The sequence below is a fragment of the Ktedonobacter sp. SOSP1-52 genome (genome assembly GCF_016587395.1).
Genome location: NZ_BNJH01000004.1, coordinates 1,183,386 through 1,206,732, shown reverse-complemented (window position 1 = coordinate 1,206,732; position 23,347 = coordinate 1,183,386). Strand labels below are relative to the sequence as shown.

20 protein-coding genes are annotated in these 23,347 nt (G+C 53.4%); 7 read left to right on the top strand and 13 right to left on the bottom strand.

Going from position 1 to position 23,347, the window contains the following annotated elements; translation table 11 throughout:
• Positions 1-211: 211 nt before the first annotated feature.
• Together JMJ16_RS40385 and JMJ16_RS40380 are read right to left on the bottom strand one after the other, a co-directional pair.
• Entirely contained in the window at positions 212-646 is a 435-nt protein-coding gene (locus JMJ16_RS40385; RefSeq protein ID WP_201390698.1) for a flavodoxin family protein, read from the bottom strand.
• Positions 647-920: 274 nt separating this feature from the next.
• Positions 921-1,808: a LysR family transcriptional regulator gene (locus tag JMJ16_RS40380; RefSeq protein WP_201390696.1), complete on the bottom strand. Its 888-nt coding sequence runs from the start codon at positions 1,806-1,808 to the stop codon at positions 921-923.
• 254 nt (positions 1,809-2,062) lie between these two features.
• Here JMJ16_RS40380 and JMJ16_RS40375 point away from each other — a divergent pair, with 254 nt between their 5' ends.
• Positions 2,063-2,314: a hypothetical protein gene (locus JMJ16_RS40375; protein WP_201390694.1), complete on the top strand. Its 252-nt coding sequence runs from the start codon at positions 2,063-2,065 to the stop codon at positions 2,312-2,314.
• Between the two features lie 35 nt (positions 2,315-2,349).
• Here the strand turns inward: JMJ16_RS40375 and JMJ16_RS40370 are convergent, their stop codons facing one another.
• The 6 genes from JMJ16_RS40370 to JMJ16_RS40345 all read right to left on the bottom strand — a co-directional run bounded on the left by JMJ16_RS40370 (position 2,350) and on the right by JMJ16_RS40345 (position 9,159).
• Positions 2,350-3,675, bottom strand: coding sequence for a glycosyltransferase (locus JMJ16_RS40370; RefSeq protein WP_201390692.1), 1,326 nt, complete (start codon positions 3,673-3,675; stop codon positions 2,350-2,352).
• A gap of 196 nt (positions 3,676-3,871) precedes the next feature.
• A complete protein-coding gene (locus tag JMJ16_RS40365; protein WP_201382330.1) occupies positions 3,872-4,510 on the bottom strand; it encodes a 50S ribosomal protein L25 in 639 nt (212 codons plus the stop codon).
• Between the two features lie 296 nt (positions 4,511-4,806).
• Entirely contained in the window at positions 4,807-6,576 is a 1,770-nt protein-coding gene (gene polX / locus JMJ16_RS40360) for a DNA polymerase/3'-5' exonuclease PolX (protein WP_201390689.1), read from the bottom strand.
• Positions 6,577-6,789: 213 nt separating this feature from the next.
• The gene (locus JMJ16_RS57535; protein WP_201390687.1) at positions 6,790-6,999 is read right to left on the bottom strand and encodes a transposase; all 210 of its coding nucleotides are present in this window, start codon (positions 6,997-6,999) and stop codon (positions 6,790-6,792) included.
• A gap of 135 nt (positions 7,000-7,134) precedes the next feature.
• On the bottom strand, positions 7,135-8,400 hold the full coding sequence (gene iscB, locus JMJ16_RS40350) for an RNA-guided endonuclease IscB (protein ID WP_201390685.1): 1,266 nt from the start codon (positions 8,398-8,400) through the stop codon (positions 7,135-7,137).
• A 288-nt stretch (positions 8,401-8,688) separates the two neighbouring features.
• A complete protein-coding gene (locus tag JMJ16_RS40345; RefSeq protein ID WP_201390683.1) occupies positions 8,689-9,159 on the bottom strand; it encodes a hypothetical protein in 471 nt (156 codons plus the stop codon).
• A gap of 258 nt (positions 9,160-9,417) precedes the next feature.
• On the opposite strand from JMJ16_RS40345, the gene JMJ16_RS40340 reads away from it, so the two are divergent.
• Positions 9,418-11,271 (top strand): serine/threonine-protein kinase, encoded by a 1,854-nt coding sequence (locus JMJ16_RS40340; RefSeq protein ID WP_201390682.1) that lies wholly within the window; start codon positions 9,418-9,420, stop codon positions 11,269-11,271.
• Between the two features lie 72 nt (positions 11,272-11,343).
• On the opposite strand, the gene JMJ16_RS40335 is transcribed toward JMJ16_RS40340, so the two are convergent.
• Positions 11,344-12,330, bottom strand: a complete 987-nt coding sequence (locus JMJ16_RS40335) for an alpha/beta fold hydrolase (protein WP_201369867.1) — start codon at positions 12,328-12,330, stop codon at positions 11,344-11,346.
• 450 nt (positions 12,331-12,780) lie between these two features.
• On the opposite strand from JMJ16_RS40335, the gene JMJ16_RS40330 reads away from it, so the two are divergent.
• A complete protein-coding gene (locus tag JMJ16_RS40330) occupies positions 12,781-13,695 on the top strand; it encodes a pseudouridine-5'-phosphate glycosidase (protein WP_201390680.1) in 915 nt (304 codons plus the stop codon).
• 93 nt (positions 13,696-13,788) lie between these two features.
• Here the strand turns inward: JMJ16_RS40330 and JMJ16_RS40325 are convergent, their stop codons facing one another.
• Both JMJ16_RS40325 and purH read right to left on the bottom strand, forming a co-directional pair.
• On the bottom strand, positions 13,789-14,178 hold the full coding sequence (locus JMJ16_RS40325; protein WP_201390678.1) for a hypothetical protein: 390 nt from the start codon (positions 14,176-14,178) through the stop codon (positions 13,789-13,791).
• Positions 14,179-14,387: 209 nt separating this feature from the next.
• A complete protein-coding gene (gene purH, locus JMJ16_RS40320; RefSeq protein WP_201390676.1) occupies positions 14,388-15,971 on the bottom strand; it encodes a bifunctional phosphoribosylaminoimidazolecarboxamide formyltransferase/IMP cyclohydrolase in 1,584 nt (527 codons plus the stop codon).
• A gap of 564 nt (positions 15,972-16,535) precedes the next feature.
• Here purH and JMJ16_RS40315 point away from each other — a divergent pair.
• Entirely contained in the window at positions 16,536-18,044 is a 1,509-nt protein-coding gene (locus JMJ16_RS40315; RefSeq protein WP_201390674.1) for a hypothetical protein, read from the top strand.
• Positions 18,045-18,057: 13 nt separating this feature from the next.
• Positions 18,058-19,614, top strand: a complete 1,557-nt coding sequence (locus JMJ16_RS40310) for a hypothetical protein (RefSeq protein WP_201390672.1) — start codon at positions 18,058-18,060, stop codon at positions 19,612-19,614.
• Positions 19,615-19,684: 70 nt separating this feature from the next.
• On the opposite strand, the gene rpmA is transcribed toward JMJ16_RS40310, so the two are convergent.
• Together rpmA and rplU are read right to left on the bottom strand one after the other, a co-directional pair.
• A complete protein-coding gene (gene rpmA / locus JMJ16_RS40305) occupies positions 19,685-20,005 on the bottom strand; it encodes a 50S ribosomal protein L27 (RefSeq protein WP_201382321.1) in 321 nt (106 codons plus the stop codon).
• Between the two features lie 6 nt (positions 20,006-20,011).
• Positions 20,012-20,524 (bottom strand): 50S ribosomal protein L21, encoded by a 513-nt coding sequence (rplU, locus tag JMJ16_RS40300; protein WP_201382320.1) that lies wholly within the window; start codon positions 20,522-20,524, stop codon positions 20,012-20,014.
• 830 nt (positions 20,525-21,354) lie between these two features.
• Here rplU and JMJ16_RS40295 point away from each other — a divergent pair.
• Both JMJ16_RS40295 and JMJ16_RS40290 read left to right on the top strand, forming a co-directional pair.
• On the top strand, positions 21,355-22,488 hold the full coding sequence (locus JMJ16_RS40295) for a MerR family transcriptional regulator (protein WP_236601914.1): 1,134 nt from the start codon (positions 21,355-21,357) through the stop codon (positions 22,486-22,488).
• Positions 22,489-22,506: 18 nt separating this feature from the next.
• Positions 22,507-23,346, top strand: a complete 840-nt coding sequence (locus tag JMJ16_RS40290; protein WP_201390667.1) for a hypothetical protein — start codon at positions 22,507-22,509, stop codon at positions 23,344-23,346.
• The last annotated feature ends 1 nt before the right edge of the window (position 23,347 follow it).

Below are 23,347 nucleotides of genomic sequence, written 5' to 3'. Positions count from 1 at the left end.
GACGAAGACAAGCTACCAAGGCATCAAAGGAACCCTGACACGTACGAATAGCCTGCCAGGTCTGAGATTGAGGCTCATATAAATGGACTCCTGCTTTTCCGTCTAGAGCGGAAAGCAGGAGTCCATTATGCTGAAGGAGAAAAGAACACCCTTCAGGCTTAATTTCTCCGCTACGTGACTTTGCCTTGAACCAATTTAATAAAAATCGAGATCACAACCTGATTATGGACTCAGATTCCAGAAGCTTTTCCCTCCAGGTAGCCGCGTTTTCGAGCGTATTGAGATCTTTTTGAATATCTCCAGGTTTTCTTCCATTCCCAATCAGGTAGCCCACCAGTGGCATATGCATAAAGTCAAAGATATACTGAAATTGTTGGACTAAAGGCAAAGCCTTCTTCTCTGGCTCGTCATCCCCAACAATAACGACAAATGCCCGCTTCGTCGCCATCTCCATTTTAAAGTTTATGGATGTATCTCGAAAGCTCTGGGACCAGCGATCAATGAAATTCTTCATAAGGCCAGACATCCCATACCAGTACAGAGGTGTGGCAAATACAAGAAGCTCATGCGCGCGAACCTGCTGAAGAACTTGAGCATAGTCATCATCAACGGCATCAAAACCATTAGGGTCATGCCGTTGATCCACAATAGGCTTAATATGATAGTCACACTCAAATGAATTGAGGAGTATGAGGTTCCTTTTAAAAGTTCTTTGGTGAGCTGTTCAGAGTTTCCATCTTTTCTCGATCCACCATAGATCACTAAGGTTTTCATCGTTCTTTCCTTAAAAAGTAGTCGCGACACCAGGTTTCCCACCCGGTGAATCAGGTACGGGTCGCGCTGTTCTCTGCCCCAAGTATAGTAAGAGCCATCTATCACGTCAAGCAATTGATTTTAATCATATTGATCACTAAAAATGATCAAACTTCCTTGAGTACCTCGCGTGCGGTTGAGATAAATGCCTGGAAGGCTGGAGAGAGCCATTTGTCTTTATGCCAGGCCATCTGGGTAATAATGCGGAAGTCTCGCTCCCAGGGCAGAATGACCAGCTTGCTTTGTGCAAGTTCAGCATTTACAGAGACAGCAGGCAACACAGCTATTCCCATTCCCAGCATGGCGAATTGCTTGATAGCTTCAATACTCCCAAATTCAAGGAGCATTTTAGGGACACATCCTTCGGCGGCCAACTGCTGCTCAAAGACGGTACGATAACTGCAACACATTTCTGTTAGCAAAAGAGTTTCTGTCTCCAGATCTTCTGGCTGGATATGAGCCGCTTGCGCAAGAGGGTGTGAAGGTGCGGCAAGCAAGAGGATTGGTTCGGGAAGAAGAGTTTCCGCTATTAGCCCACGCGACTGCACCGGCTGCGCCATCAAAAACGCCACATCAATCACACCTTCGCTAACAGCCTTCTGAAGGGCATTCCATGAGAGGGGTCGGAAGAGTAGACGCACCTGGGGGAAGCGTTGTTGAAAATTACTGAAGAGCGCGGGAAGGCGATAAATACAGAGTGTATCCGGGGCGCTCACTGTGAGTGTCCCTTTAATCACTTCACGCTGGGTAAGCGCGGATTGGGCCTCAGCAGCGATAGTAAGCAGCTTTTCAGCATATGCAAGTAGTTGTTCGCCCGCACTTGTCAGTGTGATATGCCTGCCGAGACGATCAAAGAGTTGCACATCCAATTCCTGCTCAAGAGCCTGGATATGTGCAGTAACGTTTCCCTGGACATAACCCAGCGCCTCGGCAGCCCGGCGAAAGCTCTGAAGTTGAGCGACTGTACGAAAGGTGGTGAGGTGACGCAATTCCATGGCACATCTGCCTCTATTTTTTAGTAATAGATAAATATATATGGGTAGACAAATAGCATTTCTCAGCCTATACTACAAAAAGTAAGTACTACCCTATCGAAAACCTAAGCGCGCTTGTCCCCGAATGGGGGGAGCGCTAGCCACCACCTGAAGGTGACACGGCGAGAGTGGCGTTGCGCCCCCGAATGGGGGTTGGTTTTCATATAAGATGCAATAGAAATTCCCAAGCGTGAGCGTGCTCCAGGAGTTTTTGTATGTACAAGCAAGGCTCAGATTCGGAGAGAGATGTACAACCCATTTGGTGTCCCATTAGAAGCCTTTTCCTTCCGCAGCGTACCCCTATCCCCATCTATATCTCTGAACAGGAGCGCAGACGCGCCACCATATCAGCAGATCCCTGGCAGTATCGCATCCAGGCCTGGTTCACCTATCACATGATTCAGATCCGCTGGGACATTGAACGAGGCATGGCCAGGTTGCTGCATAAACGCTGGGGAACACGCTAACCCCCAGTCTCATAGGTCCATTCCCCCAGGCGTAGCTAAAGCTGCGCGTCGGTATCCTCCGCTGTATCGCTCCAGTCAAATGAGAGGTCTCCAGTCGTACCTGTGCGGCGCAGGCGGGAGCGCGCCTTTTGCTGCCCAGCCGGTAGCTCTCCCTTGTATTTGCGTTGTATACGCATTTGCTGCTTGCGCTCTTTATCTTCTTTAAACTCAATGGAGAGGCGGCGATAGAGGTCCTCCCACTCGTCGAGGATATTGAGTCGATCATGCTTCTCGATGATATGCAGGCTCTCCTGCCCCATGCACGTACGCAGGTCTCCATCTTCAAGGATCGTATCAATAGCGCGTGCCAATTCTTCACTATTTCCTGGCTGGAAGAGAAAGCCATTCTCGTTCTGATGGACAAGCTCGGGCAAGGCATACGAATTGGCAGCTACTACGGGCAGGCCACAGGCCATTGCCTCCATCGTCGCCAGGCTCTGTAGATCAGCCTCGGATGGAATGGCAAAGAGCGCCGCTGAGCGACGTAGCGATAGGAGATCGGCGTCGCGTACAAAGCCCAGGAAGCTCACCCGGTCCTCTACATGCAAACTGGCCGCCAACGCGCGTAGTTCTGCCTCCATAGGGCCAGAACCCACAAGCACGATGTGCGCGGGCTGACGCAGATGCTGCGCAGCGCGAATCAGCACATCAATACGCTTCTCTTCGCTCAAGCGATTGACATGAATGATCAGCGGGCGATCTGCGGGCAGACCAAAGCGCGTAAGCGCCTCGGAATCGGGTGCCCCTGGGCGAAAACGGTTCAGGTCGATGCCATTGGAGATGGCGCGTGCGGGCGCGCGCAGCCCATGCTCATACAACAGGTTCAGCGCCGTCTGTGTGGGGGCCGTGACATACTCACAGCGGTTACAGAAATTAACCAGGTACGTATAAGTCACGCTGCTAAAGGGTTTGCCAAAGATTGGATCAGACGAGAGTGAGCGACTCATATTAATAGGCAGGTAGTGATTGGTCGCGATGACGGGCTTGCGCAGGCCGCCCGCGAGAATTTGCGCGATATTCCCCAGCACCACGGGCGAGTGAATATGGATAATATCGGGATCGCTACGCTTGATGAGATTGCGCATTGGCATAAAAGGGAGGAAGGGAATGCGTAAGCCCTCGTAGGTAGGCCACTCAAACGAGGAGAAGCGATAGACCCGCACTCCCTGTTCGAGGCGCTTCACATCACGCGCGCCATAGCTAGGCGCCACCACCCAGACCTGGTGACCGCGATTGACAAAGTCTACCGCGAGTCCACGTGTCACTGTGGGAACACCACCCACCATTGGGGGATATTGATCGGTTACTAGCATGATGCGCATAGTTTGCTTGTAGCTCCTAGTCTTAATGCTTCTTACACTACCTGCCCGCCCATGGGCGAAGTATTTCTACACAAGGGCGCTAACATAGGCTATAAGCAATGACGACGTGAGTGAAAGCCTGGTAACAAAAAAGGGGACGCGGTAAGACATATAGGGTAGTTTACCGCGTCCCTGTCGTTATAGTGAAAGGCCTGCTTTATTCGCTGGCAGTGGACTCGCTCTCAGCCGCTGGTGCAGCCTCAGCAGCAGCCTCGGCAGCCTCAGGCGCGGGCAGCTCCACCTTCGGCGGTGCAACCTTCGCAACCGACTCCTCGGGATCACCTACAAGCTTAAATCCCTTTGGCAGCTTGACGTCCCTGGCATAGATCGTGTCGTCAAGCGTCTTCAACGGCGAGAGATCTACCTCGATGGCAGGCAGGATATCAGAGGCGCGACACTGGACCTCAAGCGCGTCCATATGCAGGAGCGTCCCCTTGATATCCTTGAGCGCGGGAGACTCGCCCACAAAGTGCAGGGGTACCTTAATGCTCACCTGCTCATCCATGCTTACGCGAGAGAAATCCACGTGTTGGATCTCTCCCGAAACCGCATTATGCTCCACATGATGCACCAGGACGGTCTCCGCACCCTTGCCAGGCAGGTTGAGTGCATAGATACTTCCCGCCCTGTTCTCATGTTGCAAGCGCTTGAAGACTTTGGCATCAAACTGAATCGCCACCGAATCGGCCTTGTGGCCACCAATATTTCCAGGGATAAGACCCTGACGACGCAGGCTCTTCGTCTTTTTCCCAAAAACCTCGCGTGGTGCGACATCCATTTCGATCTGTTTCGCCATACAAATTCTCCTTCAATCCTATTCCGAAACCCAACGTCACTGGCGTGCCTAGCGCTTCCCCCATTCGGGGACAGGCGCGCTCAGGGTTTTCGGATCAGAAGTTCTTGCAAAGTAACGATGAGAGAAATACAAGCGCCAGCAAGCGCTCGCGTCCCTCTCGACCTCACATTTCCACGTTGGAAGACCCTGCATAAGTAGCGCAGAGCGCTGGCTCTTATCCCTATTACGAATAAGCGGTACACTTTAGATGAGGCGACCTACGACGACAAGGCTCTGAGATAGATGCGAGCAAGCGCTTACTGGCTCAGGCGTCGCTCGCGTTGAGCACGGAAAAACTCAATGAGCCGCTCGCTCGTGTATGTGTTGGGAACGTCGTCGGCGGAGAGCCACCCCTTACGCGCGATACCCAGTCCATAAAACACATCATCCAGCCCCTCAATGGCATGGGCGTCTGGTCCAAGCGGAACCTTAAGCCCCTTCTCGCGCGCCTTACGTACCAGGCGCCAGTCCAAGTCAAGGCGAGAGGGGTGCGCGTTGATCTCTATGCACACGCCCTGCTCAGCGGCTGCATCGATCACAGCCTCCATATCTAATGTATACCCTGCCCTACCAAGTAAAATACGACCCGTCGGGTGACCAATAATTGAGGTATATGGATTGGCAATGGCCTTCAACATGCGCTTCGTCTGCTCTTCCGGCGAGAGGTTAAAGTTGCTATGAATGGAGGCGATCACAAAGTCAAAGCCCGCCAGCACCTCGTCTGGAAAGTCGAGCGCGCCATCCTTGAGGATATCGCACTCGATGCCCTTCAAGATGCGGAAGCGCCCCTGCAACTCGGCGTTGATCTGGTCGATCTCGGCCCACTGGCAGCGCACATCTTCCTCAGAGAGTCCACCCGCATAGGCCGCGGCCTTGCTATGGTCCGTAATGCCCAGGTAGGAGTAGCCGCGCTCGATACACCCCTCTACCATCTCGCGCAGCGTCTTCTGGCCATCACTATAAGTCGTGTGCGCGTGCAGAATGCCACGCATATCGCTCTGCTCCACCAGTTTAGGCAACTTATGTTGCGCAGCCGCGTCGATCTCCCCGGTATCCTCGCGCAGCTCGGGCGCGATATAATCCAGCTTGAGCGCGGCATAGATATCGCGCTCCTCGTGGCAGGGAACCAGCTCTTCCTTACCCTCGCTAATCTTAAAGAGGCCATAGTCGTTAATGGTCATACCCATGTTCTGCGCACGCCTTCGCAGGGGAATATGATGCTCACGTGAACCGGTAAAGTGATGCAGGGTAGAGGGAAACTGGCTATCGCTCACGACACGTAGATCCATGGCGATCCCGCTGGCAACCACGACGCTAGACTTGGTCGTTCCCTTGCCGGTGATCGAGATGACCGTTGGCTGGGTCGTAAAGAAGCTCATGATCTTCTCACGGGCCTCTTCGGGCGCGTTGTCGTCTACGCTGGCGACCATGTCAATATCTTTGACGGTCTCGCGACGGCGGCGCAAGCTACCAGCAACCTCCAGGCGTACAATCTCGGGTAGGGTCGCCAGGGCGGTGCGAATGCGCTCGGCCTCGGCAAAGGCCACATCGAAGCGAAAGCGGTCGGCGTGCTGCTTCAGGAAGGCCAGCCCCTGGAGGATCTTCTCCTGCGTCTTCTTACCAAAGCCTGGTATCTTCGCGACTTTGTCATCCTTGCAGGCTTGCTCTAGCTCAGCCAGGGTAGTGACATGCAGCTGGTCATAGATGGCGTTAATCTTCTTTGGCCCCACGCCGGGGATACGCATCATCTCCAGCTTGACGGCTGGTGTCTCGGCACGTAGTTCGTCGAGAAAGGCGATCTTTCCGTTCTGTACAGCCTCCTCAACGCGCTTGATCATGGTAGGACCAAGGCCAGGTGTTCCCTTTAGCTTCTTCTCCGCCACGAGCTGGTTCAGGTCGCCATCCACGCTGACGAGGGCGCGCGCGGCGTTTTCGTAGGCCCGCAACTCAAAGACACTGGCCTCGGGTTTAAGCGCCAGAAGGGTGGCAATCTCTTCCAGCATCGAGGCAACTTGAGCTTTATCCATATTCTTTCTCTCTCTATCCACTATGTTCCTATCTAACACATGACCTCTCGCGCCTGCGGCGCTCGCCTGGGTAGGTGGTGTGGTACATGGGGTTGGCAGCCTATAGGCTGCCAACCCCATGTACCACACCACCTACCAAAAATCATTTTTATACTTGGTGCGCGAGAAAACCACGAGGTCTTCAGCCTCGTGGATGAACGCCGCACCTTACTTCTATCTCTGGCTTTCAATGTACTGGCAAATAATCTTCTGGCTTGTATTCCCGATGGTGCCGCAAAAATACCCATCACGCCAACATGTTTTCTCTTTCCAAAAGTGACGTTTCCATTCAGTTCCGTAGGTCTTCCAAAGCCGGAAAGTCGATACTTGTTTCAGCTTACATACGATGCCCAGTGGTGAAATCCGAGGCTCACTTTTGACCATGCAGTGAAAATGATCCTGATCACCCTCCAAGACTTCAAAAGAAATATCTCAGAGAGCAGCAATTTCCTCAAACACCCGCTTCACGCGCGTCTCCATAAGGAAGCAGCCGTTTTTTGCGCTATGTGCAGACAACGATCAAGTGGGAGAGGAGAAGGAACTTGGCAGGATTCTTTGACAGGTCATCCATGAGGATCGCGCACTCACTTTCTTCATCTTCTCAAACTTGGGAATTGGTTTCAAATCGACCTTTTTCCCGTCTATCATCATCAAAATGGCATAACCAGTAGACATACGCCCTTTGATAAAGTATTCCTGACCTTGATAACGCACTTTGTCGAATTTGCGAAAGCCCTGGATTTTCCCTGTCGTGATCCGTTGCTCGCTTCGCTTTCCTTTGGTTTGCTGATAATCTCCATCTGGAATACATTTCTTGACAAACACCGTTTGCATCTGGAAAACAGGCTTCTTTCCACGTGTGGCAATCATGGCGGCGTCAAAGACATGTTCTTTGGGAAGTCCCGCAAGCAATCGATGTTCTTTCGTCACGAAGCCCCATGTTTCTTCCGCCTCAACGCGTTTCAGCAGTTGCATGCGGATGCTGTTCATCTGCGTGGCATGCAGTAGATTCCCTTTTTTCTTGCCGATGCGCTTGAGGGTAAGAGTCCCAGCATGAAGCTGATCATGACAGGTCTTACATAGCGTCAACAGATTCGCCTCCTCATCACTTCCATGTTGGCTTCGGAAAACAATGTGATGCACTTCGAGCCGTTGCTCTTTGGATTTCCCCCGGCAGTGTTGACAGGTATAGTCATCTCGTGTCAACACATAGGCTTTGGTATTCGCATACCCGTAATTAATCCCTTTTTGATACAGCCACTTCTTTCGCAGCACCTCTGGGCTTTTGAGCGCATGCGGGTCAAAGGTTCCTGTTTCCAGCACAATGGACGTGATTGGCAACAAGGATTGCGCAAAGCGGATTTCTCGCAGATGGGCATCGATCTTGCTTCTCATGGTTGGGGAGAATCGTCCGATCTTGATGGAATTCCTCCGATTCAACCAGCGCGCAGGCCGATAGCGTGTCTTTCGGTTGCGACGATCTCGACGATAGGTGGCTCGTTCTTTCATCGTCGTGGCAATATCATTGCGCACTTCCACTTCAGAAAGATACAAGATGTTGCCTTGTTCACTGGCGACAGCCGAACCAATCATCGTACTCCCGGTATCCACTCCCAATGTCAAGGGTTGTGTGTAAGTACGCTCTGGCTGTGCGTACAACTTGATCGTAAAAGGGATTCTGCGGACAACTTTGGCCTTTCCCTCTTTGAGTAACAAACGAGCGATCACCGAAGAGCAAGGCATAAGCGGCGTCCCATCTGGTGATACGACATAGACTCTCTTCATACGATTCCTTTCGGAAAAATGCTCCGGCAAGCACCGGGTGATGCGTATCCCTGCACTGTGACCATGCAGAGAATCCGACCTCATCTCGACAAGGTTCAAAAGGCTTGTTAGGCCTGGATCACTGGGCCTTTCCTCAGCCCTTCTTAAATCCAGGCGACAGAGCAGCGGTCTGATGCGTCAACCGCAGGTGTCATGACCTTTCAAACGGTCTCACCATTTCTGATGAGGAGTCTGGTGAACTCAGGCTTCTTGCGAAGCCCCTGAGTCTTTCGCTCAGGGGTAGTTCACTCAGGCGTCGAAATAGGAGCCGAGATATTCGGGTGGTGCGGTCTGCACTTCAAATGGGTTGCGTCCCCGCAGATCCCGGTTAAGATAGCGTTTACAGTCAAAATGCGCCACTAACCAGCAGTAAAAGGGATCGCTGACAAACACAGCGTCCCAGGGGTGCTCTTCTCCCATGTCCAGTACGCGATTGCACACAAAACAGCGCGCCATTCCCGCACGAACGGCCTGCTCCAGCCAGGACATGACAAAGTGATGCATGTCCTCTAGCAGCATGTATTCCAGGCAATCAGCAGGATAGCCATATTCAACTGGATCGGGGCACTCACGAAAATCTCTATCCGCCCGACTCAGCGCGATTGGAGGAGCCTTGACGACAACTTTCACCTCGTCGTCCTCTTCCTCAGAGGCACTCGTCGCAACGCTGGTCAGCAGAAGACCCTCGCGGGCAAACCAGGATAATAACTCATTACGCATATAGTGCCTATTGTACTACAATTTTACCTTCCTGTGATGACCAGATGTTCTACAAATCACAAGGCCATGCTCATCTATACCTTGCGGCTGTTTTCTTGTCTTGCCCAACAGTATCCTGTATATTAGCTAATACGTTATATTTAGTGGTCTGGGGAATTTGGATGGCATTGTTATTGGATGGAGTATGGCAGTGCCGCAGGCACTGCCATACTCCATCCAATAACAAACTTCTATCTTTTTTGTGACGAAAGGCAGGCAATGAATAATTACGGCGAAGTTCCCGTAGAGCGGGCTTTAGTAGGACAACAATTAGGAAATTATCGCCTGGTAAAGTTGCTTGGACAGGGGGGCTTCGCGGACGTTTACCTTGGCGAACATATTCATCTTCAGACCCAGGCCGCGATTAAAGTCCTACGCCTCACACTGACGCCAGAAAATATGGAGGGCTTTCGCAAGGAGGCCCAGGTCATCGCGCAACTTGAGCATCCACATATTATTCGCATTCTCGATTATGGTGTTGAGCGGGGCATCCCCTACCTGGTGATGGGCTATGCGACTAATGGAGCGATCAATCGGCGCTACCCGCGTGGGACGCGTGTACCACTCAACATACTTCTTTCCCTACTCAGTCAGGTCGCGAGCGCGCTCCAGTATGCGCACAATCAGCGCCTGATTCACCGCGATATCAAACCCGAGAATATGCTGCTCAACCGCAACGACGAGGTCCTGCTCAGCGACTTTGGCATTGCCCTGGTGGCGCAAACCTCGCGCCAGACCTCGCTCGATGTTGTCGGCACGGCGACCTATATGGCTCCTGAACAACTGATGGGCAAACCGGTGCCAGCAAGCGACCAGTATGCCCTGGCGATTGTCGCCTACGAGTGGCTGGTAGGACGCCCGCCCTTTCAGGGGTCCTTCTCCGAGGTCTGCGCGCAGCAACTTAACGCCCCAGCTATCGATATGACACGGCTTGATCCCCAGGTCATGCCACTCCCTCTTGCACGTGTGTTAGAGATAGCCCTGGCCAAAGACCCCCAGCAACGCTACCCAGATGTGCTGACCTTTGCGCACGCCTTCGAGCAAGCCGCTCAATCCTTTCTCCATGGCGCTCCCCTACCCGCCATGGATTCCGCGCGCTTACGCTTACCAACACCATATCCTGGAACGCAAGCAGGCCAATCCTTCCCAGGCACCTACGAGCGAGGCAACGCCCTGCATAGCAATGATATGACAGAGCAAATGCCAGCCTCGGTCTCCCGGCCTGGTATACCCTTTCAGGCTCCACCTCACACGCAGACAGCCTTTCAGCAGACCCAGCAAAGGGGGCCACAACAAAACGTAGGCCAGCCCTGGACGACAGACAAGCTAACGCCAGTTCGTCAGCGTTCCCGTGTACCCGGTTTCCTGCTCGTCAGCGTGGCCGCGATCCTGGTCATACTCCTGGTCGTCATTGGTAGCTTCACGCTGTATAAACCAGTCGCCACCCACACCCAGCAAACGCCGGTGGCAAGCACCACCACGACACCTGGAACGACCAGCGTTCCCTCGGGGGGAGCACTCTACCAGGCGACCTGGGGACCTGAAGATACCTGGCAACTCACTGATGGCTGGGAAGCTCAGAATGGCCAGCTTACAAGCGACGGCTCCCTGGTCAACGCTAATGCGCTCTCTCCCTTCCACGCGAAGTCTGCCAACTACGCCGTAGAAACTGAAATCGCGTTCCGAGGCTTTGGCCAATCTAGCGAGAACGGTGGTCAAAATAAGCCTGGCAAACAAGGCAATAGCCTCTCGCAATCAGGTGGTTATGGTATCATCGTACGGCTGCATAGCGGGCGCAGCTATATCTGTGGGCTAGATGCGCATACTGGCGCGTATATCGCCCTCGTAGAGGGTGGACGGATCATTAAGCGGCTCAAAAACGTCGGCTATCACTTCTCTACGGGTAGCCATATGTATCGGGTCGAGATCCATAGCAGCGAGATCACTCTACTTATCGATGGCAAAGCCATTGTGCAAGCCAGTAATAGTACGCTGACCGCCCCAGGAGAGATAGGCCTGCACAGCGACAACACGCGCCTGGCTATCGCCAACTTCAAAGTTCTCCAATTATAGTTAGCCTTGTAAGAGACACAAAAGCGCGGGCGACCTGTACAGGTCGCCCGCGCTTTTGTGTCTCTTACTGGATTAGATGCTCTTGCCTGTGCTGGTCGCCGCGCTGGTCGCGTATTCGCGTACAAGCTTGTTAAAGGAGACCGCTTGCTCATCTTGCAGGTGGTAGCGACTCTTATCCAGGATACGCACCTCGATTGCGGGATTAACACGCTTAAAGGCTCCGCTGGCCTCGCTTGGTCGCAGCTCGCCCTCACGTCCCCATACAGCCAGGACAGGCATCTGCAGGCGCGCAAATGGCTCATGAACATCCATAGCCAGCCCCTGGCTCAGGACTGCTGAGGCCGCAACATATGATCCGGGCTGGTGCGCGCTTGTGTAGACATACTCCACCAGTTCATCAGAAATGAGGCCGGGATTGTGATAGCCCTGGCGGTCATAGTAACCACGAATAGCCTGGCGCGAGGCCAGAACATTGTAGAGTGCCTGGCCGACAATGGGTAGGCGCAAGAGGGCCCTCCAGCCACTGGCAAGCGGGCTGGGATAATGCTCTTGCAGAATAGTGAGGGAGGGTTCGACGAGAATCAGTTGCTCAAACAGCTGTGGGCGGCGATAGGCGTCAGCGATCACAAAGGCGCAGCTCTGACCATGCGCGACAACAGTCACAGGCTTATTAATTACCTCGCGCATAAAGTCATGGATCAGGTCGGCATACATTTCGGCATCATATGCCACATCCGGGCGATCCGAGAGGCCATAGCCTAATAAATCGATTGCATATACACGGAAGTTTGTGGCCAGGGCATCAATATTCTTGCGCCACTCATACGAGGAGGCTCCAGGGCCAAAGCCGTGGATGAAGAGCAGGGGTTTGGCGTCGCGATTCCCTTTCACACTATAGTACATATCGCCATACTTCCAGGGATAGCGCCGCTCCTCGCCCGTGAGGACTGTATCAAGCTCTCCCGCCATAGAATCGACCAGCCTGTTGTAAATAGCCAGGGCACCCAGCGTGCCACCTACAACCATCGTTGTTGTAGCTAATTTCTTCGCGAAACCCATATCCTTTAACTCCCTATTTTAGCATCGAGACCGCGTACCTAGGAATAGAAAAGTTGCCAGTCTCGTATCTTAGCGCTATACAGATACAATAACCTACCAACAGAATAAGCATTCCTCAACACTTGAGTATCTAGCAAACCCTTCTCACTAACAGGCTTAGATACCCCTTACGCCGCACGTTATTTGTGTACCATTTTCTATCAGCTACTATAGCATGTGCCCGCAGTCAGCGCAAAATAAACGGTACATATTGAAGCTCCGCATTAAGACGTCTCAAAACTGAACTCGCCAGGTAGCTAGTAATAGCACGAGTCAGCATAAGGTGGTGGCTACAACTGGGAGAAAGGGATGGGCTAAGATCTCCTGGGCCAGGATGCCTGGTTTGCGCTTTCCCAAAACGGCCTGTATACTTTTCCAATAGAGACACAGAAGCTAAAGGATAAGAAATATATGACCGCTATTTCCACGAAGATCGTCCTCGCGCCCGAGATTGACCAGGCGCTCCAGGCGGGGCAGGCCGTGGTGGCCCTGGAATCGACCGTTATCTCGCATGGACTTCCTTATCCCGAGAATGTGCGTACAGCCAGGGCTATGGAGCAGGCCATTCGCGAGGAGGGCGCGGTCCCGGCTACGATTGGCCTTCTGGATGGCAAGATCAAAATTGGCTTGAGCACTGACGAGTTAGAACTCTTTGCGACCGCCAAAAGCGTGCACAAGGTCAGTCGTCGTGACCTGGCCTTTACCCTGGCTAGTGGACAACCTGGCGCGACAACAGTCGCGGGAACGATGCTCTGCGCCAGTATGGCAGGTATTCGCTTCTTCGCCACAGGTGGCATTGGCGGCGTTCATCGTGGCGCAGCAGATAGTATGGATATCTCCGCCGACCTGACCGAGTTAAGCAAGACCCCGGTCATGGTTGTCTGCGCGGGCGCCAAGTCGATTCTGGATCTCAACCTGACCATGGAATATCTGGAGACACAGGGCGTACCTGTCATTGGCTGGCAGACCGATGAGCTTCCCGCCTTTTATGTCCGCGAAAGTGGCATACATCTCCCACTTCGCGTTGACGAGGTTGAGACAATGGCACATATCGCGCGTGAGCAGTGGGAATGTGGTCTCGCGGGTATCGTCGTGGGCTGTCCCATCCCTCCAGAGTACGCTATGGACCCCGAACCCCTGGAAGCCGCCATTGATGAGGCTCTACGCCTGGCACAAGAGCAAGAGGTCAAAGGCGCCGCCACCACGCCCTTTATCCTTGGGCATGTCGCCCAAACCACAGGGGGAGCCAGCGTCGAAGCCAATACCGCCCTCCTGATCAATAACGCCCGCTGGGCAGCCCGCTTCGCACGCGCCTACTATCACTAGTGTGTAAAAAGTATTTGGGGAGAGATAGAGTGGTGCCTCCCGGCAACTGCCGGGAGGCACCACTCTATCTCTCCCCAAATACTTCACAATATCTTATGAACGCGAAGTAAAAATCTCGTCTGAGAAGAAGCGGACCCAGAGTACCACTACAGCCAATCCTCCAATCAGGGCAAAGAAGCCCATCGCGCCACCCCCCTTGTCGGTGCGGAATGGGAAGAAGAGGATCATCGACATCCAGACCATGGTCAGCGTCACTGTCCAGTTCAGCTTGGTTGTCTCAGCACTTGAGCGGTAGAAGAGATTAAAGAAGAAGATAACGAGCAGGCCAACAAAAATGACCAGCGGCTTCAAAGGTGTGAGGTTATTACCGGTCCCAGTCCAGTCAATGACCAGGTTGCCATTGATGAAGAGAAAGGTAAAAACCCACAAAAGGGATAAAACCGCGCCCCAGATGACCTTGCGCAGTTCAATAGGACTATTCACCGTATCGGCTCCTTTCGAGGAGGTATTGCTAGATAACTGTACTCGTATTGTAGTCGTTGTGCCAAAATAAATCAACATTTTTGAGTTTCCACCAAAGAGTCCCCCTCTTACACGCCTGCAGTGCTCAAAGAGGTAAGGGTGATGTGGCTGAAAAACTGGCTAAGCCAGTTTTTCAGCCACATCACCCTTACCCCGAAGGATTGGCATAGCTAGTGCCGATAGTGTCTCTTTCCTGTAAAGACCATGGCGATGGCATAGCTGTTGGCTGCCTGGATGACATCGTCGTCGCGCGCTGCTCCTCCTGGCTGAATGATGGCGGTAATACCCGCGCGGGCCGCAGCCTCCACCGCATCGGCGAAGGGGAAGTAGGCATCGGCGGCAAGTACCGAACCCCGAGCACGACTTCCAGCCTTTTCCAGCGCTAACTGTACACTTGCCAGGCGATTCATCTGGCCCGCGCCAACACCAATTAAGGCCAGCTTATGGGCCAGCACAATGGCGTTTGATTTCACCAGGCGTACCGCCTTCCAGGCAAACATCAAATCGGTGACCTCCTCCAGGTTGGGATCGCGCTCGGTCACAACGGTGTATTCTACCTCTTGTTCGCCAAACAAATCCGGCGTCTGCAAGAGAAGTCCCCCACTAATTGAGCGTACATCTAAGGGGAGCGCTGGCCGGTGATCGAGTTTCAGGCTATGAGTCGCGCGCTTGCGCGGCTCCAGGGGGGCGTACGTAGCGAGTAGGCGCATCTCCGGCTTCACGCGCAGGATAGACCGTGCCTCACGGCTAAAAGCCGGCGCGATCACGGCTTCAAAAAAGAGCTGACTCAGTTCATGCGCGGTATCCCCATCGACCTCGCGATTACAACCTACAATCCCTCCGCTGGCCGAAATAGGATCGCTAGCGTGTGCTTGCTGGTAGGCATCAAGCAGAGTATCTCCACAGGCCAGGCCACAGGGATTGGTATGTTTGATGATCGCGACGGCTGGCACGGTAAAGGCTCGTGCCGCCTCCAAAGCAGTATCCAGGTCCAGCATATTGTTATATGATAGCTCGCCTCCCTGGAGAATTCCCGCCCCGGCAAGCGTAGCTTCTCCCCGGATATGGCCTGGCTTGTGGAACGAGGGCCAGCGATAGAGAGCCGCCTGTTGATGTGGGTTCTCCCCATAGCGTAGATTGCGCACCCGCTGCGCAGACAGAGTGACGATGCTGGGAAAGAGTTCATCTGAGCTGGTGTGCAAGTAGCTTGCAAGCGCGCTGTCGTAGCTTGCCAGATAGTAAAAAGCAATCGCAGCCAGCCTGCGTCTCGTCTCCAGGCTCACCTCTCCCTGTTCACGCCATTCCTGAAGCACAGGGACATAATCCTCAGGACGTATCAATACCAGGACATCCTCAAAATTACTGGCGGCAGCGCGCAGTAGTGTCTCTCCACCTATATCTAGCTGCTCCATGGCATCCGCCAGCGGGGTCTCCTCCTGAGTTACAAATGGAGGAAAGTTTACCACCACGACATCTATCGGTTCGATGTGGTGAACACGCAAATCTTCTTCGTGCCGGGGACGGTCCCGCCGGGCCAGCACACCCCCTAACAAAGCGGGGTGAAGCAACTTGACACGCCCCTCAAGAATGTCAGGGAACCCGGTTAGCTCCTCTACTGGCGTCGCCGTGACGCCAGCCGCTTGCAGAGCCTTTAATGTATCCCTGGTGGAGAAGAGAGAGATATGCAGCCTCTCTAGCTCTTGAGCCAACCTGGGAAGTCCCTCACGATTTGCCACGCTTATCAATGCCCTCATCCAGCTATCCTTTCAGGCTTTATGATGCGCATTCAAACGTCTCGGCCCGCACAAAAAAACGATACCTACAAACGTCTAGATCTCACTCTCTCAGTATAGTCTACTCGCAGGGATCAGCAGAGAAGAACTACAACATTTCAAAACATTCATTAAAAGTGGCAAAATATGAAATTTATCTTAACCAGCTTTTAGTACTTTACAACTAAATTATCTTGTACCCATAACGAAAACCAAAAGAAGCATGGTAATATCCCTAACAGAACAGTAGAGTTCTACAACATGCCAGAACACATCGCACTATTTCAAACTGTTCCAGAGCACGCGAACACTGATGCATAAATTGATATATAGAGACGTATCATTCAAAAAAGCCAAGGAGGGTGCCATCCACGCAAAAGGACCATACCCATGCCACCTTAAAAGCCGTACAAACGCTTATACATTTGACCGTTTGTAGGCACAAGTCGCGCGAGCCTTTGCCTGGCATAGTGCGAAACGCAGCCACACTGCTGCATGTATTGTGATAGAGCTGCTACCAGAGAGAGAAAGGGCCACACTAAACGTATGCAAACACTTAACCGGTCTCATAAGACAAAGCAGAGAGAGGACAAACCCGCAGCTAGCGGGCCACTACCTCGCCCAACACCGCCTAAGCGTATCGCGCCATGGCTACTTATTACACTTGTCCTCTGTCTCGTGCTGACACTCGGGGCAGGAACCTATCTCGTGTTACAACCGCGCCTCGGCTCCCATGCCGCCGAGGACAATCCTAATTGCACGCTTGTCGTGCCACAAAATCCTCTAAGTGCCAAAGGACTTGCCACACCATATCAACTTGTCGCTACTGATCCTAAGCAGGGTCCCTGCCACGAAGCCAATGCAGGACAGTCGGCCTTTGTGCAGGGCGCGGCCTTTGATCCTGCGACGGGTCAGATCTCGATCTATAATCCCCTGGTTGTGGATAAAGGTAATAAGCCAGCGCTTGCTCCGGTCGTGCCGCAACTCCCCGCAAACGCGATCGTTGGCCTCTGGTTCGGCTTTAACGCCGGTACCTTAACGCTAAAAGGGAACGGGGATGCCCTCCAGCAAGGCAAGTGTGTCAATGGCCTACCCGATGATGCCTTTGGTCAATTTGCCTATTGTAACGCCCCAGCCTTCTTCCAGGCAGCAAATCAAGCCATTCAGCAAGGGAAGCTCAAAGTTCCAGCGCTGGGGCGGGCTCATGACGGTCTGCCCTGCCCGACGGTACGCGATTTCTCGGTCGTCGACCAGGACCAGAGCGACAATGTCACATCAACCTATCTAACAACAAATGATGGCGCAGTCGCGCAGATGAATCAGGCTAATGCCCTTAAACTCCAGGGGGCGCAACTCATCGCCAATGCCAGCGATAACCGACTCGTCTCCATTGCCCTGGACAATGCCCTGGGCTGCAAACCGTGGACGGCGCCTGACCTGGCAGATCCTGGTCAGATGACAACGGCACTACCGCTCAACGAGTTGATGGCCGCGGCAGACCAGGCGGCGCCAGCAGCCATTATTCCCAATGGGGATCCCATGGTACTACACAACGATAAGCCCAATATGCAGAAACTCAACCTGTATCGCGTTGGTGTCGACCAGCCAATGGTCAAGCGAGCCGACGAAGCAAGTACACGCCTCTACTGTACAAGTCTACTCGCGGCGGCCCCTCAGCGCATGCTGACCGATGCTCGCGTTACGACTCACCAGGCATCTCCTGATACAGGCGCGGCCAATAACCTCTTTACCTTCCTGGCCCAGCGCTTTAATACTACCTGGGGGGCCGATGGCGGCCTCAATTGCAAGGGTCTGCTCAATACCGACACGCCAATCACACTCAAACAAGATGCCAACGGCGTTACCATCAACGCCACGATCCAGGGCATCAAACTGACCATGCCAATGGATTGCTCCGTCAACGGTGTCCTTATCTCTGGCTGCCAGGGAACCACCACCATCAACGGTGTCACCTGTAACTTCGCTATGGATAACAAAACCCGTCGCGTCCTCATCAACTGTCCACAACCCGGACAAGGGAAGGATGAAAAGTAAGCGAGGAGCTAATATGCAAACACTGCCAAAACCCGACATAAAGCAACCAGGTTCCGGTTCAAGTGGCCCTCTGGAGCCGCTTCAGAGACAAAAAAAGTCAGGACTCAGGCCAGTGATCTTTGTGAGCATCGCGCTCTTGCTGCTCACACTCCTGACTGGAGCCTTCCTGCTCTTTGGCCAGAAGCGCATAGGCACCCACGCCGCGGCTGCCAATGCCAACTGTACCCTTACTGTACCCGCCAATCCCCTCAGCGCGCAGGGCCTGGCTACTCCCTACCAGTTGCAAGCCACCGATCCCAACGCGGGTCCCTGTAACGAGGCCAACGCGGATCAAGCCGCCTTCGTGCAAGGGGCCATTTTTGACCCGGCGACAGGCCAGATCTCAATTTACAATCCTCTGGTCATCGATGCGGGTACACAACCCGCCGTCGCGCCAGTCGTACCAACACTACCCCAGAACGCTATTGTGGGCCTCTGGTTTGGCTTTAATGGCTCGACCCTGACGCTCCGGGGCCAGGGTAGTGCGCTACGCCAGGGACGTTGCGTCAATGGCCTGTTCAATAATCCCTTTGGCCAGTTCGCCTACTGCAACGCACCCACCTTCTTCAGCGCGGCCAACCAGGCGATCAGACAGGGCAAACTTGTGGTTCCACCCATCGGGCAGGGCAGCGATGGAAAACCCTGCCCTACAGTTCGCGACTTTGCGGTTGTCGACCAGGATCAGAGCGATAACGTGACCAGCATGTACCTGACCAACGCCAATGGCCAGACCGCGCAAATGAATCCGGCCAATGCAGGCCAGTTGCAGGGCGCACAGGCCCTCGTTAACGCCAGCGATAACCGCCTGGTTGCTGTTGCCCTGGACGGCGCACTGGGCTGTACTCCCTGGACGGCTCCTGACCTGGCGGCTCCCGGCCAGATGGTACCCGCCCTACCTCTCAACGAGCTACAGGCAGCCAAGCAACAGGCTCAACCCGCGGCGGTCATTCCAGCAGGCGACCCCATGGTGCTCAATAATAGGCAAAACAGCACAGCCAAACTCAATCTCTACCGCCTGGGCGTGGATCAGCCGTTTGTGCTCAATGTCAATCGGGGCGCGAGCACCAAACAGTATTGCACCAATCTGCTCAATGTCCAGCCACCACGCCTGCAAAACCTAATGAACCTGCTTCAGCAGAAAGCATCACCAATGCCAGACGTGGCTAACAATCTCTTTACCTTTATGGCCCAGCGCTTCAACACCACCTGGGGGGCCGATGGTGGACTCAACTGCCAGGGTCTACTCAATATGAATAGCCCCATCCAGGCCCAGACTGATGGCAACGGCGTCACTATCAGCGCCACTATCAACCTTAACAACAATGGTGGGCAGAATGGTGCAACGCCTACTCAGCCTGCGGCACCCACCAACACAGCAGGTGCTACCCCCACACCTGCCAACGGTAACGCTCAACCTACACCTCCTGCCGATAACGCGGGGGCCACGCCTACTCCTGACGCTGGGAATGGCACCCCCCAGCTCACACCTCCTGCCGATAACGCAGGGGCCACACCTACTCCTGGTCAGTAGACGCTAGACTAAAAAAAGAGAGAGGCGAATCATATGATCCGCCTCTCTCTTTTTGTGTGTTTATTTTTGCCTAGGCTTCAGCAGCGACTGGCTCCTCAACCTCTCCAAGCAGTTCCGCAATGGAGGGGCGATCGGGGAACTCGGTCACAATGCTGACATTGCGACGATCGCGTGAGTAGTGGCCAAATTTGACATAACCATCGATCAGAGCGAAGATGGTATGATCACGACCCAGACCGACATTGTCGCCGGGGCGAATCTTGGTACCACGCTGGCGCACGATAATGCTACCAGCGCTCACCAGCTGACCATCAAAGCGCTTGACACCAAGCATCTTAGGTTTGCTATCGCGACCGTTGCGCGAGCTACCCATACCTTTCTTATGTGCCATGAGATTTTACTCCTCTGTGCTGCTTTCTTGAGCCTTCTTGCTTGAACGGCGACGAGGCTTTTTCTCCTCAACGGGCTGCTCCGCAACAGCGGTCTGAGTCTCACTCTTGACCTCTTCAGCGGGAGCGGTCTCTTTTTTCGCCTTAGCCTTAGCAGGTGCGGCCTTTGTTTCTGCCTTTGGCTCTTCGCCAGAGACCAGGCTCTTGCCCTTCGAGATAATGTCATCAATGCTCAGAACAGTCAATTCCTGGCGATGACCACGGCGATGGCGATAGCGTTTCTTGGACTTGTACTTGAAGACGATTAGCTTCTCACCACGCTTCTGACCAACGACGGTGGCCAGAACCTTCGCGCCCTCAACAAAAGGCGCACCCACGAGAGCAGTGTCGGCATCGGAGACCAGCAATACCTCGCCGATCTCAATCTGCTTCCCATCCTCATGGGGGAGGCGGTTCACTTCGAGCTTATCGCCGACAGTGACTTTGTACTGTCGTCCACCACTTTTGATTACGGCAAACATCTCTTCAATTTTCTCCTTGCAAAACTTTCGTCGCGCCCAAACAGCCTCAGCTAAGAATGACGCGACTACAAAACCCGCGCGTGATGAGAGGGATACGTGGGAGGCGTGGATGGAAGCCATCCTCACAGTTCCGCTTCTAACAACTCATCCGTCTATCTTGCTGCACCCCAGCGGCACACGGCGAGGAAACAATGCCAGATACGCAGGCTTACTCGACGACATACTACCTATCGGAAAACCTGAGCGCGAAGCACTAGCCGCGAGAGCGGCGTTGATTTCCGTATAAGAAGGTACCGACATGCGCGGGCAATGACCATTCCTGGTCTCAACGACTACAGGCAAACACACGAAAAAATCCACGGTCTTGTAACCTGACCCGTAGACAATTTGAGTATACGGTCCCATAGTGTGGGCGCAGCTATGCAAGCATATGATAGCAGTGCCGCTACCCACGTGTCAAGCACTATGCTCTCAAAAAGTTCTTTTTTCGCGCCTGCGGCGTTCAGGGGTAAGGGGAATCAGGCACCTGAGGTGAGTTTTAAAAACAAAGCAAAGCCCTTTTTGCTAGGAAAAGACCGTGTTATACTATGCCAAATAGCTTCACATACCAGCAAAAAAATCTAAACACTACCTGAAATAGGTCTCTCAGTATGTCCCTAATAGAGGAGGAATGTGGGGAGAAATTATCCGTTCTTTGCTATACATCTATCTTTGATTATGATCTTATTCCGAAACCCAACGTCACTCGCGTGACTAGCGCTTCCCCCATTCGGGGACAAGCGCGCTCAGGTTTTCGGAGAAGAAGTATGTGGAGGAGACACGAAGTGACTATGTATGAGGGCTTTAACGCTTGTCCAGACCTGGAAAAATATTCAGGCGAGCCAGTCTATCACACCAAAGTGGTTGAGCAGATCACTGGCATCCGCGCTAATACGTTGCGCATCTGGGAGCGACGCTATCACTTCCTGACTCCCAAACGTGCCGAAAACGACTATCGCCTCTATTCAGAACGCGATGTGGTGTTGTTGCGCTGGCTAAAAGAGCGCATCGACAATGGCATGAGTATTAGCGAGGCTATTAACTTTTTTGAACGCCTGGACAAGGTTCGCAAGCAACATCCGCCCAAACAGGTCGATGCTGCGTCACCCCTCCACAGCCCTCATGTCTTCACAGTCGCCGGTCTCCAGGCATTTACCCTCCCTCGTGGACTGGAGCAGCAACTACGTGCGCAACAGGATGAATTTCCTGAACAGGAAGTAAGCGCCCCAGAGCCACTTCCTTTTCCTCGTGAGACCCTACCTCAGCTACCAGAAGAAATTCTGCTCCTTGCCCAGGAGCGTCTGCTGACCGCTTTCCGTAACCTGGACGACACAGAAGCTCATATGGTACTCACGCCTCTCTTAATTACCTATCCTGTCGAACAGGTGTGCGCCGATTTAATTACACCTACACTTTGGAAAATTGGTGAACTCTGGGAGAATCATAAGATTACGGTCACAGTTGAACACTTCGCCAGCAATTTCTTCCGTGGCCTGCTTACCAATTTGTTCTATATGGCACCTCGTCCAATGCACGTGCCCCTCGTTATGATTAGCTGCGCTCCGGGAGAAGCCCATGAGCTTGCCGCGCTGATGCTGGCACTGGTCTTGCGCCTGCAAAATGTGCGCGTGGCATACCTGGGCCAGAGCATCGAGAGTGAGGGGTTAATCGGTTCCATACAACAGTTATGCCCGGCGCTGGTCTGCGTCTCCCTGACCATCCCCTCGCACCTCCCAGATCTGCTCTCCCTGGCACAACAGATTCAGAAGCTGCCCTCGCCTCGACCACGCTTTATCTTCGGCGGACAGGCCTTCCTCGAATATCCCAATATTGCTCAGGATATTCCAGGTGTCTATATTCATGGTAATATGAAAGAAGTCGTAAAACAAATTCAGACACTCTATACGCAACAGGGGATCGCATAGATAGAAAAAGGCCTGCATATGAGACGCTTCCCATTTTATGGTAAGATCGCCTTGGCTCTCTGTTTCATGGCCTGGGCTTGCTCCTGGCTTCGCGTGGAGCCACTCTATCGCTATAGCTTCTTTCCGCTCTGGCTGGGCTATATTTTGACGCTTGACGCGCTGAACCGTGCACGCAAAGGAAGCTCGCTGCTCCATAGGATGGGGGGACGCTTTCCCCTCCTCTTCCTGGTCTCCAGCCTCTTCTGGTGGATTTTCGAGTGGTTTAACAATTTCGTGCAAAACTGGCATTATCGCCTGGATCAGCCCTATACCCCGCTGGCATATTTCTTGATCGCTAGCTTAAATTTTAGCACTGTCCTCCCTGCTGTAATGGAAACAACCGAGCTTCTAAGCAGCTTCAAGCCGTTTCATCCACACCTGCTCGCTGAGCAAACGGGTCCGCGCTTGCCGCTGCCACTGCTGCTAGGCGTTGTAGCCCTGGGACTGCTCTGCCTCGTGCTGCCCATCCTCTGGCCGCAATACTATTTCGGTCTCATCTGGCTCTGCCTGGCATTACTGCTCGATCCGGTTAATAACTGGTTTGGGCGCAAGTCAACGCTGGCTCACCTGGCGGTGGGTGACTGGCATTTCATTGTCCTGCCTCTGGGCACGCTGATCTGTGGCTTCTTCTGGGAGATGTGGAACTACTTCTCATTCCCCAAGTGGTACTACACCGTTCCCTATATCGAGTTCTGGAAGATTTTCGAAATGCCCCTGCTCGGTTATATCGGCTACCTCCCCTTTGGCCTGGAACTTTTCGCGCTCTACCAGTTCGTGCTTCTCCTCCTCCGCCAGAAAGAGGACCACCTCTCCTTCTAAG

Bases quoted from the DNA above. Each gene is read 5' to 3' on its own strand.
- JMJ16_RS40370 (WP_201390692.1), bottom strand. From the start codon at position 3,675: ATGCGCATCATGCTAGTAACCGATCAATATCCCCCAATGGTGGGTGGT.
- JMJ16_RS40340 (WP_201390682.1), top strand. From the start codon at position 9,418: ATGAATAATTACGGCGAAGTTCCCGTAGAGCGGGCTTTAGTAGGACAA.
- JMJ16_RS40365 (WP_201382330.1), bottom strand. From the start codon at position 4,510: ATGGCGAAACAGATCGAAATGGATGTCGCACCACGCGAGGTTTTTGGG.
- rplU (WP_201382320.1), bottom strand. From the start codon at position 20,524: ATGTTTGCCGTAATCAAAAGTGGTGGACGACAGTACAAAGTCACTGTC.
- JMJ16_RS40375 (WP_201390694.1), top strand. From the start codon at position 2,063: ATGTACAAGCAAGGCTCAGATTCGGAGAGAGATGTACAACCCATTTGG.
- JMJ16_RS40290 (WP_201390667.1), top strand. From the start codon at position 22,507: ATGAGACGCTTCCCATTTTATGGTAAGATCGCCTTGGCTCTCTGTTTC.
- JMJ16_RS40310 (WP_201390672.1), top strand. From the start codon at position 18,058: ATGCAAACACTGCCAAAACCCGACATAAAGCAACCAGGTTCCGGTTCA.
- iscB (WP_201390685.1), bottom strand. From the start codon at position 8,400: ATGAAGAGAGTCTATGTCGTATCACCAGATGGGACGCCGCTTATGCCT.
- JMJ16_RS40330 (WP_201390680.1), top strand. From the start codon at position 12,781: ATGACCGCTATTTCCACGAAGATCGTCCTCGCGCCCGAGATTGACCAG.
- purH (WP_201390676.1), bottom strand. From the start codon at position 15,971: ATGAGGGCATTGATAAGCGTGGCAAATCGTGAGGGACTTCCCAGGTTG.
- rpmA (WP_201382321.1), bottom strand. From the start codon at position 20,005: ATGGCACATAAGAAAGGTATGGGTAGCTCGCGCAACGGTCGCGATAGC.
- JMJ16_RS40345 (WP_201390683.1), bottom strand. From the start codon at position 9,159: ATGCGTAATGAGTTATTATCCTGGTTTGCCCGCGAGGGTCTTCTGCTG.
- JMJ16_RS40335 (WP_201369867.1), bottom strand. From the start codon at position 12,330: ATGGGTTTCGCGAAGAAATTAGCTACAACAACGATGGTTGTAGGTGGC.
- polX (WP_201390689.1), bottom strand. From the start codon at position 6,576: ATGGATAAAGCTCAAGTTGCCTCGATGCTGGAAGAGATTGCCACCCTT.
- JMJ16_RS40295 (WP_236601914.1), top strand. From the start codon at position 21,355: ATGTATGAGGGCTTTAACGCTTGTCCAGACCTGGAAAAATATTCAGGC.
- JMJ16_RS40380 (WP_201390696.1), bottom strand. From the start codon at position 1,808: ATGGAATTGCGTCACCTCACCACCTTTCGTACAGTCGCTCAACTTCAG.
- JMJ16_RS57535 (WP_201390687.1), bottom strand. From the start codon at position 6,999: ATGGTCAAAAGTGAGCCTCGGATTTCACCACTGGGCATCGTATGTAAG.
- JMJ16_RS40315 (WP_201390674.1), top strand. From the start codon at position 16,536: ATGCAAACACTTAACCGGTCTCATAAGACAAAGCAGAGAGAGGACAAA.